18 protein-coding genes are annotated in these 18,082 nt (G+C 41.6%); 4 read left to right on the top strand and 14 right to left on the bottom strand.

Features of this window, described 5'->3' with window-relative positions; genetic code table 11:
• Positions 1-49 precede the first annotated feature (49 nt).
• Positions 50-346 (bottom strand): post-transcriptional regulator, encoded by a 297-nt coding sequence (locus AAHB15_RS21935; protein WP_335571333.1) that lies wholly within the window; start codon positions 344-346, stop codon positions 50-52.
• 148 nt (positions 347-494) lie between these two features.
• On the opposite strand from AAHB15_RS21935, the gene spoVB reads away from it, so the two are divergent.
• The gene (gene spoVB, locus AAHB15_RS21930; protein ID WP_335571332.1) at positions 495-2,045 is read left to right on the top strand and encodes a stage V sporulation protein B; all 1,551 of its coding nucleotides are present in this window, start codon (positions 495-497) and stop codon (positions 2,043-2,045) included.
• A gap of 103 nt (positions 2,046-2,148) precedes the next feature.
• Here spoVB and AAHB15_RS21925 read toward each other — a convergent pair whose 3' ends face one another.
• On the bottom strand, positions 2,149-2,811 hold the full coding sequence (locus AAHB15_RS21925) for a DUF421 domain-containing protein (protein WP_335571351.1): 663 nt from the start codon (positions 2,809-2,811) through the stop codon (positions 2,149-2,151).
• Positions 2,812-3,002: 191 nt separating this feature from the next.
• Here AAHB15_RS21925 and AAHB15_RS21920 point away from each other — a divergent pair, with 191 nt between their 5' ends.
• On the top strand, positions 3,003-3,419 hold the full coding sequence (locus tag AAHB15_RS21920; RefSeq protein WP_335571331.1) for a TIGR04086 family membrane protein: 417 nt from the start codon (positions 3,003-3,005) through the stop codon (positions 3,417-3,419).
• A 142-nt stretch (positions 3,420-3,561) separates the two neighbouring features.
• Here the strand turns inward: AAHB15_RS21920 and yajC are convergent, their stop codons facing one another.
• The 12 genes from yajC to nadB all read right to left on the bottom strand — a co-directional run bounded on the left by yajC (position 3,562) and on the right by nadB (position 16,042).
• Positions 3,562-3,861 carry a preprotein translocase subunit YajC gene (gene yajC / locus AAHB15_RS21915; protein ID WP_098529869.1) on the bottom strand — a complete coding sequence of 100 codons (300 nt, stop codon included), beginning with the start codon at positions 3,859-3,861 and terminating at the stop codon, positions 3,562-3,564.
• A 28-nt stretch (positions 3,862-3,889) separates the two neighbouring features.
• Positions 3,890-5,029, bottom strand: a complete 1,140-nt coding sequence (tgt, locus tag AAHB15_RS21910; RefSeq protein WP_335571330.1) for a tRNA guanosine(34) transglycosylase Tgt — start codon at positions 5,027-5,029, stop codon at positions 3,890-3,892.
• Between the two features lie 27 nt (positions 5,030-5,056).
• A complete protein-coding gene (gene queA, locus AAHB15_RS21905; protein WP_098529867.1) occupies positions 5,057-6,085 on the bottom strand; it encodes a tRNA preQ1(34) S-adenosylmethionine ribosyltransferase-isomerase QueA in 1,029 nt (342 codons plus the stop codon).
• Between the two features lie 51 nt (positions 6,086-6,136).
• A complete protein-coding gene (ruvB, locus tag AAHB15_RS21900) occupies positions 6,137-7,138 on the bottom strand; it encodes a Holliday junction branch migration DNA helicase RuvB (RefSeq protein ID WP_098529866.1) in 1,002 nt (333 codons plus the stop codon).
• Between the two features lie 10 nt (positions 7,139-7,148).
• Positions 7,149-7,760, bottom strand: coding sequence for a Holliday junction branch migration protein RuvA (ruvA, locus tag AAHB15_RS21895; protein WP_335571329.1), 612 nt, complete (start codon positions 7,758-7,760; stop codon positions 7,149-7,151).
• A gap of 212 nt (positions 7,761-7,972) precedes the next feature.
• Complete coding sequence (locus AAHB15_RS21890; protein ID WP_335571328.1) at positions 7,973-8,521, bottom strand: intercompartmental signaling factor BofC; 549 nt, start codon at positions 8,519-8,521, stop codon at positions 7,973-7,975.
• A gap of 133 nt (positions 8,522-8,654) precedes the next feature.
• A complete protein-coding gene (locus tag AAHB15_RS21885) occupies positions 8,655-9,344 on the bottom strand; it encodes a YhcN/YlaJ family sporulation lipoprotein (protein WP_335571327.1) in 690 nt (229 codons plus the stop codon).
• An 87-nt stretch (positions 9,345-9,431) separates the two neighbouring features.
• Positions 9,432-10,421, bottom strand: coding sequence for a phosphotransferase (locus AAHB15_RS21880; RefSeq protein ID WP_335571326.1), 990 nt, complete (start codon positions 10,419-10,421; stop codon positions 9,432-9,434).
• Complete coding sequence (gene safA / locus AAHB15_RS21875) at positions 10,408-12,285, bottom strand: SafA/ExsA family spore coat assembly protein (protein WP_342043345.1); 1,878 nt, start codon at positions 12,283-12,285, stop codon at positions 10,408-10,410. Before safA ends, AAHB15_RS21880 begins: the two co-directional genes overlap by 14 nt.
• 263 nt (positions 12,286-12,548) lie before the next feature.
• Entirely contained in the window at positions 12,549-13,646 is a 1,098-nt protein-coding gene (nadA, locus tag AAHB15_RS21870) for a quinolinate synthase NadA (protein WP_335571324.1), read from the bottom strand.
• A 1-nt stretch (position 13,647) separates the two neighbouring features.
• A complete protein-coding gene (nadC, locus tag AAHB15_RS21865) occupies positions 13,648-14,496 on the bottom strand; it encodes a carboxylating nicotinate-nucleotide diphosphorylase (protein ID WP_335571323.1) in 849 nt (282 codons plus the stop codon).
• Positions 14,465-16,042: an L-aspartate oxidase gene (gene nadB, locus AAHB15_RS21860; RefSeq protein WP_335571322.1), complete on the bottom strand. Its 1,578-nt coding sequence runs from the start codon at positions 16,040-16,042 to the stop codon at positions 14,465-14,467. The genes nadC and nadB overlap by 32 nt, the downstream gene beginning before the upstream one ends.
• A 99-nt stretch (positions 16,043-16,141) precedes the next feature.
• Here nadB and AAHB15_RS21855 point away from each other — a divergent pair, with 99 nt between their 5' ends.
• The gene (locus tag AAHB15_RS21855; protein WP_342043344.1) at positions 16,142-17,284 is read left to right on the top strand and encodes an IscS subfamily cysteine desulfurase; all 1,143 of its coding nucleotides are present in this window, start codon (positions 16,142-16,144) and stop codon (positions 17,282-17,284) included.
• Between the two features lie 59 nt (positions 17,285-17,343).
• Positions 17,344-17,880, top strand: coding sequence for a transcription repressor NadR (locus AAHB15_RS21850; RefSeq protein ID WP_335571320.1), 537 nt, complete (start codon positions 17,344-17,346; stop codon positions 17,878-17,880).
• The last annotated feature ends 202 nt before the right edge of the window (positions 17,881-18,082 follow it).

The raw sequence follows: 18,082 nt of genomic DNA, 5'->3' as shown, positions 1-18,082 counted from the left end.
TCTTTCATTATGAAATAACTTATACAGGCTGTCAATTTAACATTTTTTCTTATTTAAAAAGCTCCTTAAGCTCTTCTACATTATCAATCGAGAATTCGGAAGTTTTATAGGATTCGATTGTTACATAATTTAGATAGTCACTTACCCTAACAGAGAGAATATCCTGGATCATTTCGTGAAGCCTCATCTCATGTTTTACCTTTTTCCACTTTTTCTTTACTAAGAATTCCCAAAAACCTTGTTCTGATACAGAATCAATTCCCAGCAGTCGAAACTCCTCTAATTTGCTTTTTATTGCCGGCTGTACTTGGGTACGGAACTCTTCGTTTACGTGACTATTATCCATTCTCTCTGCCTCCCCAAAATCTCGTTTGAAAATTCACCGTTTATCAAAACCATTCAAAAAGCTGATACAACTTGTCATGCTTTGTCCACCACTAGGCATATAGTTAATTGTATATGAATTCTTCTTATTTGAGAAGGTGGGAACCTAAATGTCGAAGTTTTTAAAAGGGACTTTTATCCTTTTAGTTGCAGGTTTTATCACAAGAGTCCTAGGCTTTATTTATCGGATTGTTCTGGCAAGAAGTATAGGCGAAGAAGGCGTCGGTTTATATATGATGGCATATCCTACGTTCATTCTTGTTGTAACGATTATTCAGTTAGGTCTTCCGGTTGCTATCTCGAAAAACATTGCAGAGGCGGAGGCCAAAGGTGATCATGCCGAAATCAAAAAAATCCTAGTCGTATCCCTGGCGATCACGGTGGGTTTATCGATAATCTTTACACCAGCATTGATTTTACTGGCACCTATTCTATCAACCACACTCTTTACCGACCCAAGAACATACTATCCTCTGATCGCGATTGCCCCAGCACTTCCAATTATCGCAGTGGCATCTGTGTTGCGAGGATACTTTCAAGGCCGGCAAAATATGCGTCCATCAGCCATTTCACAAATACTTGAACAATTTGTCCGAATTACGTTAATCGCTACAGCCACTAAAACATTTCTCCCTTACGGAGTGGAATATGCGGCGGCAGCGGCCATGGCAGCCTCCGTTTTAGGTGAATTGCTTTCTCTCGGTTATCTACTGACTACCTTTAAATTAAAAAAACGGTTTAAGCTGAGAAAAAACTTTTTTCAATTTGTTCAAAAAGGAAAGCGAACTTTTAAAGACTTAATGGAAATCGCTCTGCCTACGATGGGAAGCAGAATGATTGGCTCGATATCTTGGTTTTTTGAACCGATTGTCGTGGCCCACAGTCTAGCCCTAGCAGGTGTGCTTGCCGGCGATGCTACAAAGCAATATGGTGCCTTAACCGGTTATGCCATGCCGTTGTTAATGCTGCCTTCCTTTGTTACCTTTTCGCTGGCAACCTCCCTTGTACCTGCTATTAGTGAGGCCAATTCTAAGAATCAACATAATATTATTGAATATCGATTACAGCAAGCATTGCGGTTTGTGTTTTTAACAGGCGGACTTGCCGTGATTATCCTCTATGTATTAGCGGACCCGCTCATGCACCTGATGTACGGCTCTACAAAAGGATCCTTTTTTATCCGTCTTATGGCTCCATTTATGTTGGTTTACTACTATCAAGGGCCCTTACAGGCAGTGTTACAGGCCTTAAACCTTGCGCGAGCAGCGATGATTAATAGTCTAATTGGTTCAGTTGTTAAAACAGCTGTAATTTTCTTACTTGCCTCTCAAGCCTCATTCGGGATTAATGGCGCTGCCCTAGGGATTGTCGTTGGTTTTGTCCTTGTAACCGGACTACATTTTGCAACCGTATTAAAGAAGGTTTCCTTTTCCTTTTATACAAGAGACTATTTAAAGGGATTCCTCGTGATGGGGCTCTCAGGCTGGCTGGGCTATTATCTTTTTGAACATTTCCTTTTACAGGAACATTTAATTGTGCGTGTCATCACAGCGGCATTCGCTATGATAGTTTCTTATATTGTCATGCTTGTTTTATTCCGCCTAATTAAAAAAGAGGAACTAAAGCGGATTCCATGGTTCGGAAACCTAATCCCTTCGTGATCAGAAAAGCGGACTAGTCGCTGGGCGCTGGAGCTGGACAATTTTCAAAGTCGAATTTAATTTAAACCAACTAAAAGAAGACATGCCTTATGGGCGTGTCTTCTTAATCGTAGTCCTTTAAATCGATATAAAAGTTTCCATTTTCAAAACTGCAAAAAGAAATGTCTTTAATTTCCCGGTATCCCTTCTTTTTCAATTCCTGCCGGAGCCAGAGATTTGTTTTATTGATCCGTTTTAGATTTTCTTCGTCAATTTGTCCATCCATTATTAAAGGGATCGTGATGTCGCCCTGCTTTGTCGGATCTTCAGGATTTTTTAATTTTTCTATCACAGATAAACTTCCGGAGGGCTCTAAAATAGCAAATTCAACGTCCGCAATACTGCGGATGTCCTTTTCTCTTAATTGCACCATTAAATCATCAAAATTATAGCGCTGCTTCCGCATGGCCTTCTCATCAATCTTTCCTCTGTTAATAATAATGATTGGTTTCCCATCAACTAAATCACGAAACCTTTTACTCTTTAATGATAATATTGCCATGATTATCTGAATGGCCATTAAGACTAACATGGGAACCATCGTGTGTAATAACGGAGAACGATGATTCTCAATGGAAACGACCGCCATCTCACCGATCATAATAAATACGACAAGATCCAGAATACTAAGTTCACCAATTTCGCGTTTGCCCATCACCCGAAAAATAATCAGGATGAGGATATAAAATACAATGGTCCGAAACACGATCGATACATATTCCACTATTGGTCCGCCCCTTTTTTTAAATCACAGAATAGTATCGGGTTTATTCTAAGCATTTATGAAAGGAAGTTAGTTCCAAAAAATAATGGCCGTGCAGAAATATCTATTCTACTTTGTGTTTAGCCTGAATACGCTTGTACTAGGAAGAATAACTGTCTAGGACTTGGCCAGCTAAAAAAGAGGAAGGTATGGTCTTGGAACGAAGGGGGAGAGTTAAAATCGAATCGAAAAGCTTTGGGGTATCCATACTGTATGGATTAATTTTTATTTTTGCCTTTGCCCTAGTTTGCAGTCTTATTTTTGCGTTTATCCTTCGATTTACATCCGCTCAAGAGGGATCACTTCAATATGTGATTACAGCCTTATCATTCATCGGGCTGTTTGGCGGCGGTTTTCTTTCAGGAGGAAAACGAAAAGAAAAAGGCTGGCTTATCGGGGGACTAACAGGGATTATTTATTCATTTGTTGTCTTTTTGTTTCAATACCTTGGCTATGACCGCTTGTTTGATGCGGAACAAGTAATATATCACACCTGCTATACATTGATTGCGATGATGGGCGGAATATTGGGAGTAAATATAGCTGCCAACAATTCTCGGAGGTCGGCGTAAGTAAAGCGGAAGCGCCTTGAACAGGGAAAAAGTAGTTCATTTTTTCCTAGGCGCTGCAGCTAGATCATTTTAAAGTCATTTAATACTTTCTTATCTAATAGAAAAGGAAGCCATACATGTATGGCTTCCTTTTTATGATTCCTTATTTGTTAAGGCTTACGCTTCCTTCACTTGCACCAGCTGCGGATTCAGTTACTTCACGGATGGCATTGCGGTCATATGTAAGACGGCTGCCGTCACCACATTTAATCACAACTTTATTATCGTCAATCGAGTCAATAAAGCCATGAAGACCACCAATCGTGACGATTTTATCCCCTTTTTTCAATTCGTTTTGCATGTTCGCAACCTTTTTTTGGCGCTTTTGCTGTGGACGAATTAATAGGAAATAAAATAACACAAACATTAATATTAATGGAATGATTGTACCAATACCTTGCATCTTGTTCCCTCCTTTCAAAAAAGTTCCATTAGAAATTTTTCGCGTTAGGCTTGTTAAAACCATAACGTTCAAAAAACTCTTCGCGGAAATCTCCAAGCCTGTCTTCCATGATGGCTTGTCTGACCTTCTCCATTAATCTTAACAGAAAATAGAGATTATGGTAAGACGTTAAACGAATTCCAAACGTTTCATCACATTTAATTAAGTGACGGATATAAGCTCTCGAGTAATTTCGGCATGTATAGCAATCACACTCAGGATCAAGCGGTCCAAAATCCCGGGCAAATTGTGCATTCTTCACCACAAGGCGTCCAGTGCTCGTCATTAACGTACCATTTCGGGCAATTCGTGTTGGCAATACACAATCAAACATATCAATTCCTCGAATCGCTCCGTCAATCAAAGAATCCGGTGAGCCAACTCCCATTAGATAGCGAGGTTTATTTGTTGGCAACATTGGTGTGGTAAATTCAAGGACACGGTTCATGACATCCTTTGGCTCTCCGACTGATAACCCGCCTACTGCATAACCTGGGAAGTCAAGTGAGACAAGGTCATTTGCACTTTGTTTGCGGAGCTCTTCATATTCGCCGCCTTGGACGATCCCAAATAATCCCTGGTCTTGTGGACGCTGATGAGCATTTAAACAGCGCTCAGCCCATCTTGACGTCCTCTCAACGGACTTTTTCATATATTCAAAAGTGGCAGGAAACGGCGGGCACTCATCAAATGCCATCATAATATCGGAACCTAGGGCATTTTGAATTTCCATAGCCTTTTCCGGTGATAAAAATAGTTTCTCACCACTCATATGATTACGGAAATGAACTCCCTCTTCCTCAATTTTACGGAATTCACTTAAACTAAATACCTGAAAACCACCTGAGTCGGTTAAAATAGCCCGGTCCCAATTCATAAATTTATGAAGGCCGCCAGCCTCTTTAATGATTTCATGTCCAGGTCTGAGCCATAAGTGGTAGGTATTACTTAAAATAATCCCTGCACCCATTTCTTTTAAATCTTCAGGTGACATTGTTTTTACGGTTGCCAATGTCCCGACAGGCATAAACGCCGGTGTGTCAAAAGATCCGTGCGGTGTATGTACTCGACCAAGCCTGGCCCCCGTTTGTTTACATGTTTTAATTAATTCATAACGAATCGCAGTCAAATTGTTGTCTCCTTCCTACTGCTTACACTAGATGATGAACATTGCATCACCAAAGCTGAAAAAGCGATACCGTTCAGCGACGGCTGTATTGTAGGCATGCAAAATATTCTCTCTGCCAGCTAAAGCACTAACCAACATGATCAGTGTGGACTTTGGCAAGTGGAAATTAGTAATCATACCGTCAATGGCCTTAAATTCATAGCCAGGATAAATAAAGATACTTGTCCAGCCACTTCCGGCGGTAAATTGTCCATTATTTGCAGATGCTATGGTTTCTAATGTCCTTGTTGATGTGGTTCCAACTGTTACAATTCTTCCCCCACTCTGCCTAACCTCGTTCAGCAGCTTTGCGGTGCCTTCTGTAACCATATAAAATTCAGCGTGCATATCGTGCTCCAATACATCTTCCACACTGACAGGGCGGAAGGTCCCAAGGCCTACATGAAGCGTGATAAATGCTATATGTACTCCTTTTGCTTTGATTTCCTCCAACAGGGACTCCGTAAAGTGAAGACCTGCAGTTGGAGCAGCGGCCGACCCCGGTTCACGGGCATATACCGTCTGATAACGATCACGGTCGTCCAGCTGTTCTTTTATATAGGGAGGCAGCGGCATTTCACCTAACTGATCAAGTACCTCGTAGAATATACCAGTATATTTAAACTCTAATACTCTGCCGCCATGGTCTGACTCGTCGATGCAAACGGCTGTAAGCACTCCATCGCCAAAGACGATTTCTGTCCCTACCTTCACTCTTTTTGCCGGTTTCACAAGTGTTTCCCACTGATCGCCTTCAAGTTGTTTTAAAAGAAGGACTTCAATCTTGGCACCGGTATCGTTTTTCACACCAAAAAGGCGTGCAGGCAGTACCTTGGTATCATTTAAAACAAGGCAGTCCCCTTCACGCAAATATTCAGTGATATTTTTAAACACTTCATGCTTGATTTCGCCTGTTTGTTTATTTAAAACCATCAATCGGCTGTCGGTCCTTGTTTTTAGAGGGACTTGAGCAATTAGTTCTTCAGGCAAGTGAAAATCAAATAAATCTACTTTCATATCTAACACACCTTACTTATATGAAATCTTCCAAACAGGTAAAACTTAAGTTTATTCCATTGGCACCTCCATGCCAAAATGGTGATATACTGCACCAGTTACGACCCTGCCACGCGGGGTTCGCTGTAAAAAGCCGATTTGCAGGAGGTATGGTTCATACACATCTTCAATCGTTTCTGCCTCTTCCCCAATTGAGGCGGCAATCGTATCAAGCCCAACCGGTCCACCGCGGAACTTTTCTATAATACCTTTTAATAGCTTGTGATCAATATGATCAAGTCCTAAACGGTCAACCTGCAGTAATTCCAATGCTTGTCTTGCTAGGGACAGGTCAATTGTACCATTCCCCTTCACTTGTGCAAAATCCCTCACCCGGCGTAGAAGACGGTTGGCGATTCTTGGGGTTCCCCTTGCCCTTCTGGCAATTTCAGCTGCAGAAGGTTCATCCATTTCAGTTTCAAACAAATCAGCTGTTCTCAACACAATATTTTTTAGTTGATCTTCCTTATAATACTCGAGCCTGCACAAAACTCCAAATCGGTCGCGTAACGGAGCGGATAAAGAGCCTGCCCGGGTAGTAGCACCGACTAATGTAAACGGCGGAAGGTCAAGCCGGACGGACCTCGCACTTGGCCCTTTTCCGATGACAATATCCAGACAAAAGTCTTCCATCGCTGGATAAAGAACTTCTTCAATTGTCCGTGGGAGCCTGTGAATTTCATCGATAAATAAAACGTCCCCAGGTTCAAGAGAGGTTAGAATGGCAGCTAGATCGCCAGGCCGTTCGATAGCAGGTCCTGAGGTTGTCCGGATATTCACTCCCATTTCATTGGCAATAATAACCGCAAGTGTTGTCTTCCCTAATCCCGGAGGTCCATAAAGAAGAACATGATCAAGCGTCTCCTTCCGCATCTTTGCAGCCTTTATAAATATCTCGAGATTTTCTTTTACTTGAGTTTGCCCGATGTATTGCTTTAATGTTTGCGGCCTCAGGCTTTGTTCAATCGTAATCTCGCTTTCATTCACTTCACTCGATATAATCCGCTCGTCCATGAATTATCACCTATTTCAAAAGCCGCTGAAGGGCTTTTTTAATATATTGATCGGTTGAAAGCTGCTCTTTTTGTAATTCAGGAGAAATCTTTTTAATTTCTTTCTCAGAATAGCCAAGGGCTTTTAAGGCAAGGATGGCTTCTTCGAAGGACGAATTGACTAACTGCTCAGGCATTTGAAATTCATCCGCATTAAAAAGATTAGGAAAGTAATCGGGAACGATATCATGTAATTTCCCTTTCAGGTCAAGAATCATTTGCCGCGCTGTTTTTTTGCCGACGCCTGGAAATTTTACAAGAAAGCTTTCATCTTCATTTTCAATAGCATTTACCACTTGCTGGACTTCACCTGAAGCTAGAATGGCCAGCGCCCCCTTAGGGCCAATCCCCGAGACATTTAATAATTTGGTAAAAAGTCTCTTTTCCTCTCTTGTTTCAAATCCGTATAGGGCGATAACATCTTCGCGGACATAATGATAGGTATAAACCGTTACCATTGTTTCCATTTTACCGGCAAAAATAAACGGATTGGGTGTCGAAATTTGGTAGCCGATCCCATTATTTTCAACGACAATGTATTCTGGGCCGACAAATTCTACCATCCCTTTTATAAATTCATACAATCGTCTTCTCTCCCCAAATAAACCTCAAAGGTTTTTCTCTTGAAAAATCAGCTGTCTTTCATTTTAACATAAGTTCAGAAGGTTATTGAAGAAAATCGTTTCTTCCTAAAAAGTCTAATAATTCAGTATGTCTAAAGTTGAGATGGAGTAAAAAAAGCTATTAACATAAAAAAACAGGCTGATTTGACTCAATCAGTCTGAATTTGACACGTTTACTCTTTTTTTAAAGAATAAGGTTCAAATGTCTCTAAAACCTCAACATAATGATCTTTGGATTTAATTGGGATACCCTGAATTAATTCTTCTTGTTTTTTACTCTCCAGTTTCTTGATATCTATTTGAAAGAATGACTGAATAATCCGTGATTGTCCTGGCCGGCCATTAAAGATCGTTAAGACACCATCTTCTGTGACACCAAAAAATCCATTTGCTTTTAATAATGGGGAGATATCGTCAACCTGCTTTCGGAATACATAGGTTGACTCGTTAATGTTGGTAAGCTGCCATTGGTCATATTTAGCCCAAAAATTATCCATTTTCCAACATGTCTCGTGCACAAATTCCTGACTTACTTCCCCATCAAGATAGACTCTTTCCAAGATAACCGTCAAGTTGAACGGCTCTGTTCTCGGTGTTTGGTATTCCTGCTGTGCAGCCGAGCTTGTTGGTATTAGCCATGGAACACTTACGATAAACATGAAGAGAATAACAGCAAATACGGCTAATGTGTACCTGTACATTGCTATCCAAATGACCCTCATGTTACTCACCTCTTAATGTTAATTATTGAACATACCTTACAGTACTAGTTTAGCCTTTATTTGCCTTATTATCCTTTAGAAAATTATAAAAAAAGAGGCAAGCCCGAAAGCTTGCCTCTGGATTGAGACTGGATTAGTTACCACCCTTTTCCCTCTGAGCATCATTATGAATGTTCTTCATACGGCCCATCGTTCCATCGTCAGTAATAACCTGAACGTCTTTTCCTTTTGCGTAAGGCTGAACCGCGTTCTTAATAGCTTGTTTTGTTTCAGCTGACCGATCATGGTCATGCAAAGAAACCGAAACAATCACGGTATTGCCATAAGCAACAGATCTTACATTCCTGACATTATCGATATTTTCCACTTTGTTTCTAATTTTAGCTGTAAAACGATCCTGGAACTCTGGATCTGTCACTACCCCGTTGTTCCCATTTTTGGCACTCAAGTGACCGTGATAGTTCAGATCACTTGTGCTAAAACGGTTGTCACGCTGGAAAAAGTTCCGATCCGTTTTGGCTCTAGGGACCGTTGGATTTTGGGGATTCCCATTTTCATCTCTTTTTTGCATCTGCCTTCTGGTTTTTTCATCAACGGCTTGATCTTCCACGCCTAAATTATGGTCCATGATTTCCGTTATGGTACCATCATTGTCCCGTAGTATGTCATAATCGTTATTGGCGTGATTTTCATTTGAATAATAACCAATCGGCCGAGCTAGGTTATTTCCATTATTCCCAGCACGATTATTATCATTTGCACATCCAGTTACACCTAATAATAAAGAGAAGGAAAGAGGAATCATCCACTGTTTATTGTTCAAGCGATAAACCCCCTAGAGTACAATCTGAGCATAATATTCTGCTCATTTATAGGGTGTTATCTTCCGTTGTAATTCATTCTGATAAAATCATTTCACTTTTTCCTGTAATTGGCTGATAAATTTTTTCCGCAGATGAAATTGATTGACTGTTAAATCCATAACCTGCCTTATTTTTGCTTTGTCGGTATAGGCTTTTTGCCGAATCAGTCGATTCCATTCTCGAAAAATATCGCTCGGGAAAGCTAAGGCATACAAAAAGGCTTCTTCATCTAAATATTTTCCTATTTGCTTTAAACTTCCCAATTTATCCAATGACCAATCGATAGAGGGAAGAATTCGATTGGCATACTGTAAATAATCAAATGAGGGCGGGCCAATACTAATTAAATCAAAATCAATTAAATTCAGCTGTCCATTTTGGTCACGAAGAAAATTATGATAGGCGACATCGCCGTGAAGAATAACATCTTGTTCCTTTTGAAAAAAGCGTCGTTTTTTTATCATACCCGCCAGTGACCAATTGGCCCAAGATATCAATTCAGAAATCATGTAATCATCTAGATAATACTTTATTAAAGGAAGATTGCCCGAAAAGACTTTGAGTCTTTCCGTCCATTTTTCAATTAACAGACCCTTGGGCAGTAAAGTACGGTACCTATTTTCAACTGAAGCGGTTGTTTGATGAAATTGTTTCAACAAATCAAGCCCTTCTTGACGATTACGATGGGAATGATAGGAAAAGGCTGTTTTATGTGGAGGAATATATTCGATGCAGCCAAAATAGGTTCCCTCAAAAAAGAGCTGTTCTTTCATCGGATTAGTTAAGAATATATAGGTTTTCAAAAATCCCTCTGTTCTTAATGTTGCTGTAAAAGCCTCTTGAAGCTTTAGTCTGTTATGGGAACGATATCCTTTCATAATATAAGTATTACTTTCGGTTTTTAATAAATAAACAGACTTTTGAATCGGAACCAGCTGAATAATTTTTTCATAAAACTGTGATTTAAAATAAGAGAGGAGACGATTCAAGTAATCATCGTCTCCTTTTTGGCTGCGGGATGTTTTAATTGCTTTCATCACGGTAACCTGGCATACCGTAAGGATTTGTTCCAGCTGGTCCCACACCGTAAGGATTCATATATGGCGGATGAGCAACATTCATGGGTCCTGTATATGGTGCACTGTAAATTGGCGGTGTTGGCGGCACAAAGCTTGCCGGTGCGTTTGGTGGAACCATCCCAGCAGGCGGCATTCCTCCACCACAGCCGCAGTCACCTAGAGCTCCTGTTCCTACTGGCGGCCCTTGTGTTGGGGCTGTCGGCATATAAGGCATTTGTGCCCCTGCAGTAGGTGGAAGAAGGTCAGAAGATTCAAAATCATGTACACCCATTACTTGCGGTCCAGGTCCTCCCACTTGTGGATATCCGTATGGTGCGGTTCCCGTTCCGTAAGGATTAACCATTCCAGGGTTGCCATACATGGTACCAGGCGTTCCTGGAGGGGCTTGAGTCATTCCCCCTTGATATGAAGCGGGATAACCTTGAGCCCCTGCCATTGGTTCTCCAGGGTATCCTCCTGGCATTCCACTATACCCCATTGGCATCTGACCGTACCCAGCTGGCACTCCTCCATAGCCCATTGGGTTTTGACCATATCCAGCTGGCATTTCGCCGTAACCGGTTGGCATTTGACCGTATCCTCCAGGAACCTCTCCGTAGCCCGTCGGCATTTGCGCTGCACCGGCTGGCACTCCTCCATATTCAGCTGGCATTTGCGCTGGTCCGCCTGGTGCTCCTCCGTATCCTATTGGCATTTGGCTTGGTCCCGCTGGTGCTCCTCCATAGCCCATTGGCATTTGGCCTGGTCCGCCTGGCACTCCTCCATACTCCATTGGCATTTGGCTTGGTCCGCCTGGCATGCCTCCATAGCCCATTGGTGTTTGACCATAAGCGGCCGGGTCCATCATAGGCATTGGGGATCCCATTGCGGCTCCAGGATTATAAGCAGGGTTTACACCAGGCATTTGCGGCATGAACGATGATGACTCGTCATGGAAAAATTGCCCCGGCATAACCGAAGTACCGGCAACAGCTGGATTAAACCCAGGTGTTCCATGAACCATTCCAGGGTGTGGCAGATAACCTGCTCCTTGGACTGCAGGATAAGGCATAAAATGCGGCATCGGCATTCCATCAAATGGAGGGCAGAATCCAGGGCCTGGCATGACAGGTGTCATCGGTACACAATTTTCTTGCAGCGGCGGTGACTGAACCGGCATCTCTTGTATTGGTGCTGGTGGAGGAACTGGAATTTCTTTCTTTGGTTCTTCTTTGACCTCGGGAAGTATATTGGCAGGTTTAGGAGGAAGCTGTGGCTGGACGGTCATGTTTGTCATGTTAGACGTATAATAATTATTTATATCTATTTCCGGGATGATTTGCAGTGGCATTTTTGGAGTATATGGTGCTTTCGGTGCTTCTTTTATAATTGGCTGTTCTTTTACAATCGGTTGTTCTTTTACAATCGGTTTTTCTTTTACAATCGGTTTTTCTTTTACGATTGGTTGTTCTTTTACAATCGGTTTTTCTTTCACAATTGGTTGTTCTTTTACAATCGGTTTTTCTTTCACGATTGGTTGTTCTTTCACAATTGGTGCTTCCTTGATTGGCAGTGGAACTGGTTTTTCTTTGGCAAACGGATGCTCAGCAATGGGCATTTCCTTTTTAGTTCCTAAGTTGATTGACGTTTCCGGTTTCATTCCCATCGGTGCTTCTTTCTTTATCGATCCACCTGAAGTTGGAACTTTTATTTTCATACCGGGCATAATCATATCAGGGTTGCTGAGCTGTGAATTCAATTTTTTCAGCTCTTCAAAATTCACGCCGTACTTCTTGGCGATTTTCCAAAGAGTATCCCCTTTCTGTACGATATGGATCTTCACTCTGATTTCCCTCCTATGGCATAAGTCCATATAGTGTATGTGAAAATGGGCAAAGTGCTAATATACTTCAAAAAAACTTATGCTTCCTTTTATAAAATTATGAATAAGTCCCCAAAGATATGGCGAGATTGGTTTCGCTGATAAAAGGTCTTGTTTTGCCGATATATTAGAAAAAACCGCCGATATATCATCAAAGTAGAAAAATGACCCTTTTAAAAATAAAAAAAGATGCAATTAGATAAATTACATCTTTTTTTCGCTGTTTATGAATTTTTTAACATCCTGTCTAAGGCTAATTTTGCATTTTCAGTAATGTCTGATTCTACTTTAATGATATTGTTAGTTTCCTCTAATGTCTCCAAACTCCAAACTAAATGCGGCAAGTCAATCCGATTCATTGTCAAACAAGGACACATATGCGGATTTAATGAGATAATCTGTTTATCCGGGTGATCATTGATAATGCGTTTTACTAGATTCATCTCGGTTCCAATCGCCCAAGCTGAACCTGGCTCTGCTTTTTCGATTGTCTTGATAATATAACTTGTGGAGCCCGCCATATCGGCTAATTCAACGACTTCCCGGCGGCATTCCGGATGAACGATAATTTTCATATCGGGATATTGAACGCGTGTATCGGCGACGTTTTGAACGGTAAAGTTTTCATGGACAGAGCAATGCCCTTTCCAAAGTATCACTTTTATTTTTGAAACATCTCCCTCATATTCAAGGGCATTCGAGATTGGATTCCAAATCGCCATCTCATCTAATCCAATCCCTAAATCCGCTGCCGTATTCCGGCCTAAATGCTGATCAGGCAAAAATAAAATCCGTTCTTTGATACCTAACGCCCATTTAACCATTGTTTCTGCATTGGAGGAGGTGACAGTTGCTCCACCCTTTCCACCAACGAACGCCTTAATGGCCGCGGTTGAATTGATATATGTTAAGGGAAGGATCGTGTCTCCAAACAGTTCTTGAAGCTTTTCCCAAGCTCTTTCGGTTTGCTGGATATCGGCCATATCGGCCATTGAACAGCCGGCCCGCATATCAGGCAGAAATACCTTTTGATTGTCGCTTGTTAAAATATCGGCCGTCTCTGCCATAAAATGTACACCACAAAATACAATGAACTCTGCTTCCGTGTTTTCAGCCGATAATTGTGCTAACTTTAAAGAATCACCGGTTGCATCGGCGAACTGAATTACTTCGTCTTTTTGATAATGATGACCTGGAATAAACAGACGTGAGCCAAGCTGTTGTTTTACCTCGATTACGCGGTTTTCAAGTTCTTCCCTCGTCATTTGCTTGTATTTTTCAGGAATCATCACATTCTTTTGTAAAGTTTCTAAGAAGCTCATTCTACTCATCTCCTTTATCCCATATTACTTTTACACTTATATCAAGAGCTTTATAGGAATGGGTCAAAAGCCCGAGGGAAATATAATCTACACCTGTATCACGATAGTCAGCGATGTTCGCTAATTGGATACCGCCGGAAGCCTCAGTAATGATACCAGCTGGGACCAGTTTAATAAACTCCTTAATTTCATCAGGTGTTCGGTTATCAAACATAATTACATCCGCACCAGCTTGAACTGCTTCCAGCACTTGTTCTTCCGTTTCTACCTCAACCTCAACTTTTACCATATGACCAGCCTTTTTTCGGACAGCTTCCACTGCCTTTGAAATCGAGCCTGCGAACGAAATATGGTTATCCTTAATCATGACTGCATCGTATAAACCAAAGCGATGATTAAAACCTCCACCGCAGCGAACCGCGTATTTTTCAAGCATTCTTAAACCTGGAGTTGTTTTTCGTGTATCACATACCTTTGTATGACCGCTATCTAGAGTATGAACCGTCTTTTGCGTTAAGGTGGCGATGCCGCTCATTCTTTGAACAAGGTTAAGGACCACGCGCTCTCCTTTTAGTAAGTCAGCAATTTTCCCTGAGACATGGGCAAGCTCTTGGCCCTTCTCGATTGCTTGGCCATCCTTCACAAACAGCTCAATGATAAGGTCATGATTTAAAAGATGGAAACCGGATTTGATAATTTCCTCCCCGCAAAAGACACCCTCATCCTTTGAAAGAAAAACAATTTTCCCCGTGGTATCATCCGAAAAAATGTAATCGGTTGTTAAATCCTGTTCGCCAATATCTTCAATAAAAAATTCCTCAAGTTGCGAGCGCAGTTTTAATGAGTTCATTATTTTTCTCCAATCCCAGATTCTTTTTATGAGTAATTGATTGACGTAACCAATTTTGATTGTCTTCTAACGGATAATCACTCCGATAGTGACCGCCGCGGCTTTCTGTCCTTTGTAAGGCGGATTCAGTAATCAGACTCGCTGTAATCACCATAAAGATTTTGGATAGATCCGATCTGGAACATGTATCTAACTGGATTTGATCGGCATTAAATTGAGCCAGCCAAGCTTGCTGCTTTTTCAAATTGGCTCCATTCCTAACAATCCCTACCCGCTCCATCATCAAATCCTTGATTCGCTGAATATCCGGTAAATTCAGCGTCTTAGTGATAACTGGTGGTAAGAAATCTCTAGAATCAAATTCTTGATACTCTGTTCCGGTGCCATTGATCCATTTTGATAATTGGTCACCTTGATAAAGCCCCTCTAATAAAGAATTGCTCGCCAAGCGGTTGGCGCCATGCAGTCCTGTACAGGCAGCTTCTCCGATCGCATATAACCCATTAATGGAAGAACGGCCCATTAAGTCCGTTTTAATACCGCCCATTAAAAAGTGGCTGCCTGGAGCAACCGGGATTTTCCCGTCCGCTAAACAAATTCCGTTTTCTTCACAAATAGCCGTAATGGTAGGAAATCTTTTGCTAAATTCTTTAATACTGCTAATATCTAAAAATACTTGTTTCCCTTTTTTAAGAAATTCATAGATTCTTTGTGAAACCACATGCCTTGGACCCAGGTCTTTCATGGGATGAATCCCTTCCATAATAGGGGTTCCATCTTCGGTCACAAGGGTCGCCCCATCACCTCGAACGGCTTCAGAAATTAATCCTTTTGTTTCACCGTTGATATACAAAAGGGTCGGATGAAATTGAATAAATTCCATATCGACAATTTCTGCACCTGCTAAGTAGGCCATCGCGATGCCATCACCACATACAGTACCAGCGTTTGAGGTGTAAGTGAACAATTGCCCGCAGCCGCCGGAGGCCATAATGATATGGCTTCCATAGAACTTTTGTATCGTCCCATCCGATTGTTTTGCTTTAACGCCCACACAGCGAGTTTTTTCAGCGTTTAAAAGTAATTCGTAAGCAAATACATCTTCTTCAATCGTTACATTATTGGGGAGCCTGCTGATTAAATGTTCCATGACGTTTTTACCAGTGGCATCACCACCGCCATGGACAATTCTCTTTTCGCTATGGGCTCCTTCCATTCCTAAAAATAATTCACCATTTGAATCCTTATCAAAAACCTCTCCCTGCTGTGACAGGTTTCGGATTAAGGATGGGGCAGCGGCAATTATTTCCCTGACAGTATCTGGGTTATTATGAAATCTTCCCGCCTCAAGTGTATCCCCGATATGTTTGGATGGGTGGTCATTTGCTCCTAAAGCGGCAGCAATGCCCCCTTGTGCTAGATAAGAGTTTGCCGTTCTTAATTTCCCCTTTGTGAGTATTCTCACATTTAAATGATTATTTAATTGAACAGCCAGCTGTAACGCGGCTATCCCACTTCCAATAATTACTACATCGTCATTTATCATGGATGACCCTCCTGGCATTAACAGGTGTCTTGACATATATATTTACACAGAATTAAACTAAAAACAAGTACTAAAAAAATAGATTATTGGAGAATTAGGATGATATATTTTGATTTTGCTGCGACAACTCCATTAGATCGGGATGCTGCTGAGGTTTATGTAAAAGTGGCAACAGAATACTTTGGGAACACCCAAAGTTTGCATGATATCGGCAGTCAGTCTCAATTTTTACTGGAAAATTGCCGGGAAGAATTGGCAAATATTTTTGGCATTGATAAAAAAGGCTTATATTTTACAAGCGGCGGGTCGGAAGGAAACTTCTTAGCGATCGAGGCCCTTTTGTCTGCTCCACTAAAGAGCGGCAAACATATTATAGCGGGCATGGCAGAACATTCCTCTGTCCATGGTGTTTTAAAGCGGCACAAACAGGATGGCTACGAAGTCACCCTTATTCCGTTTAATTCAAATGGCTTGATTGACTTGGACCTCGTCCTCCGTTCGATTAGACCAGAAACGATTTTAATTACATTGCAGCATGTTAACTCGGAAATTGGGACCATCCAGCCAATCGAGGAAATGGCGAAAATAGCCAGTGCAAACAAAATTCATTTCCACAGCGACTTTGTCCAGTCCTTTGGAAAAATAAATGTAAAAAATATCACCCCCTTGGTCAGCAGCTTTTCTTTTTCCGGTCACAAGATCTATGGGCCTAAAGGGATTGGCGGGGTCTATATTAACCCGAACCTTTCTTGGGAGCCATTTTTCCCGGGGGGTTCACATGAAAGCGGCTTTCGGCCTGGAACAGTCAATGTTCCGGCGGTCGCTGCCATGACGGCGGCTGCTCAGAAAATTATCGGACGACTTGAAGAGGACCAAACTAAATTTCAATCTCTCCGAAAAGCATTTATTGAAGCACTGAAGCCGGTAAAAGAATGGGTGGACATTTATCAAGCCGATGACGATCGACAGCTTGCCAATATTATTGGGTTGCGGATTTCTGGTATTGAGGGACAATGGATGATGCTCGAATGCAACCGTCTTGGATTTGCCATCTCAACGGGAAGCGCCTGCCAAATCGGAATGCAAACCCCTGCAAAAGTAACGGAGTCACTAGGCTTAGAGAAAGACGAAGCAAAGGAATTTATTCGGATCTCTTTTGGTTCATCCTCAACAATTGAGGAAGTCGTTAAACTTGGGGAAACAGTGGTCAGCATTGTGAAATCGTTCAAACGGCTTCCGTGATAGAAAGAAACAAACTGTGCTAGAATAGGTAGATAGATTAAATTTAAAGGAGATCTTTTATGGCTGAGCAAAAGAAAATTTTGGGAGAGGAAAGAAGGTCGTTCATCCTCCAGCAGCTGAAAGACAGCTCTGAACCGCTCACCGGCAGTGAACTAGCAACTAGAACAAATGTTAGCAGACAAGTTATTGTTGGAGATATTACCCTTCTTAAAGCTAAAAATGAACCAATCATTGCCACGAGCCAAGGCTATATCTATTTAAAGACCAGCTCCGGCACCCCTAGATTTGAGAGAACCATTGCCTGCAAACATACACCGGAAGACACAGAGAATGAATTGAATTTACTTGTTGACCATGGTGTGCTTGTAAAAGATGTTAAAATTGAACACTCCGTATACGGCGATTTAACTGCCTCTATCATGGTTTCTAACCGCCATGAGGTGAAGCAATTTATGGAAAATATTAAAAACTCGAAGGCTTCCTTATTATCTGAATTAACCGGAGGCTTCCACCTTCATACGATTTCAGCTTCAAGTACGCAAGTCTTAGATCAGGCGGAACAAGCCCTGAAAGCTGAGGGATATATAATTGAATAAAAAAAGAAAAGCGGAAGCGACCGTTTAGCGACGTATAGACTGGAGCACTTCGACTTAGATAAAGGAAACACGAAGAGCGAAAGCGATTCGATGTTGACCTATCGTAGGGAGATGGGCGAAGTCTACTAGTCGCTGGGAGCTGGAGCTGGACAATTCTCGAAGTCAATATTCATTTCTTAGTAATAAGAGACCCGCTGCAGAT

Origin of the sequence: Bacillus sp. OTU2372 (assembly GCF_038440275.1) — a bacterium.
GTDB lineage: Bacteria > Bacillota > Bacilli > Bacillales > Cytobacillaceae > Neobacillus > Neobacillus bataviensis_B.
Note: the sequence above shows the minus strand (reverse complement) of the source record. Positions and strands in the feature narration are given on the sequence as shown.